A 2,244-nucleotide genomic window follows, 5' to 3' on the forward strand; every position below is an offset into this window, starting at 1 on the left:
GGCGCGCAGGTGTTCGTCGGTGACGGGTTCGTCGGTGAAGGTGTTGGCGGTGTGAGCGTCGGTGAACAGTTGGGCCTGGGCGTCGGGGTGCAGGGTGATGAGGTGCGTTGTGGCGGTGTCGGTCATGGTGTCCTCCACGGGTCGGGGTGCTTTGCTACGCCTACAGTAGCAGCTAGCTTTTTCAAAGCTGCTGTGGTCGGGGTGGAGGCCACGTACTCTGGGGGCATGACGCTGCGCTCCCCTGCCGATGAAGCCCCCCGTGCGTGTGACGGGGGGCTGACGCGGGCGTTCGCGTTTCTCGGCAAGCGGTGGAACGGGATGTTGCTGGGCACGTTGGGGCAGGGGCCGGCGGGGTTCGCGGAGTTGGCGCGGGCGTTGCCGGGGATCAGTGAGTCGGTGCTGTCGGACCGGTTGGGTGAGCTGGCCCGGGTGGGGTTGGTCAGCCGTACGGTGCGGGAGGGTCCGCCGCTGGGGGTGAGTTACGAGCTGACCGAGCGGGGTGCGGCGCTGCTGCCGGCGTTGGACGCCTTGGCGCGGTGGGCGCACGAGAATCTGCCCGCGGGGGGATGTCGCTGACCGCGCTTGAATCGGAGCTGCTGGAACGGCACATGCGCGGCACGGTCAGCGTGCACGTGCAAGCAGCACGCTCTGGCCTACCGTCGCGGCCGCGCCTGGCACCAGGCTCTGACCGACCTCGGCGCCACCGCCCGCTTCACCCGCCGCTACCGACCACAGACCAACGGCAAAGCCGAACGCTTCAACCGCACCCTGCTCGACGAATGGGCCTACGCCCAACCCTTCAGGCCCGCCCGTAGTTTCAGACCAAAAACAACGCTAAGAACTGAGGGTTGATCAAGCTCTCCACCCGGCCGTAGCGTCCCGTCCCGTTCGGTGACGGTCGATGCTCGGGTGGTGGGTTCGTGGCGACTCAGGATGTGTTCTCGGCGGAGGAACTGGCGCGGCTTCGGGGCTTTCCGGAGATCAACCGGGCGGAGCTGATCCGGTACTTCACGTTGATCGGTGCGGACGAGGCGTTCGTGCGTCAGTTCCGTACCGGCCGCAACGTGCTGGGTGTGGCGGTCCAGCTGTGCACCCTGCCGTGGCTCGGGTTCGTACCCGATGAGGTGTCGGCGGCGCCGGCGGCTGCGGTGGGCCGGTTGTCGCAGCGGCTCGGGATCGCGATGGGTGAGCTACGCGGGTACGGCGAGCGGGAGCAGACCCGTACGGATTATCTGCGGGAGGTGGCCGGCTACGCCGGCTGGCGGTCGATGGACTCTGCCGAGTGGAAGGATCTCGACGAGTTCCTGTTCGCCCGGGCGATGGAGCACGACTCGCCGAAGTTGCTGTTCCGGCTGGCCTGTGAGTATCTGCTGTCGTCGCGGGTGATCCGGCCGGGGGTGATCCTGCTGCTGCGCCGGGTGGCCGCGGCCCGGGCCCGCGCTCGGACGGAGACGTGGTCGCGGGTGCGGCACCTGCTGACCGACCGGCGGTGCGCCGAGCTGGACCTGTTGCTGGTCCCGGACGCTTATTTGGGCCGAACCCCGCTGGCCTGGCTGGGTGTGGGCCCGACGTCGTCGAGCCCGGCCGCGGTGAAGGCCGAGCTGGAGAAACTGGCCTACCTGCGGCGCCTCGACGCGCACACGCTGGATTTGTCGATGCTGCCGACGGAGCGGCGCCGGTTCCTGGCTGGAATCGGACGGCGGTTGACCGGGCAGGCGTTGCAGCGGCGTGAGCCGGAGCGCCGGTACCCGATCCTGCTGACGCTATTGGCGCAGTCGGCCGTTGAAGACGCTGCTGCTGTTCGACCAGGCGATCAGCGGCCGGGAGGCGGCGGCGAAGCAGAAGGTCGCCGAGGCCCTGGCCGAGCGGGCCAAGGGTGGGGAGAACCGGCAGGCGCTGCTGGACGAGATCCTGGCCGTCGTGCTCGACACCGGAATCGGCGACGAGCAGATTGGCAGCATGCTGCGCACCCGGATCGGCATGGACCGGATGCGGACGGCGTGGGCCGAGCGCCGCGAGCGGCTGCCGCGTGATCACGGCCAGCTGAGCATGCTGGACGCGTCGATGTCGTACCTGCGCCAGTTCGCCCCGGCCGTGCTGGCTGCGGTGCAGTTCGCCGGCGGCCCGGGTACCGAGGAGCTGTTGCAGGCGGTGAGCATGCTGGTTGGGCTGTACGCCACGGGCGCCCGCAAGGTCCCGGCCGGCGCTCCGGTGGGGTTCGTGCCGACGAAGTGGGTCGGCTAC

The 2,244-nt window shown here is 69.4% G+C and carries 1 protein-coding gene and 3 pseudogenes; all 4 read left to right on the forward strand.

Annotation, left to right across the window (positions count from 1 at the left end):
• Positions 1 to 225 precede the first annotated feature (225 nt).
• Complete coding sequence (locus tag MCAG_RS00540; RefSeq protein ID WP_007071053.1) at positions 226 to 576, forward strand: helix-turn-helix domain-containing protein; 351 nt, start codon at positions 226 to 228, stop codon at positions 574 to 576.
• Positions 577 to 642: 66 nt separating this feature from the next.
• A pseudogene (locus MCAG_RS35990) lies at positions 643 to 801 on the forward strand (integrase core domain-containing protein); the annotation flags it as partial.
• A 134-nt stretch (positions 802 to 935) separates the two neighbouring features.
• Positions 936 to 1,370: pseudogene (locus MCAG_RS34190) on the forward strand (DUF4158 domain-containing protein); the annotation flags it as partial.
• Between the two features lie 412 nt (positions 1,371 to 1,782).
• Positions 1,783 to 2,244, forward strand: a pseudogene (locus tag MCAG_RS34195) (Tn3 family transposase); the annotation flags it as partial.

The organism is Micromonospora sp. ATCC 39149, from assembly GCF_000158815.1.
GTDB lineage: Bacteria > Actinomycetota > Actinomycetes > Mycobacteriales > Micromonosporaceae > Micromonospora.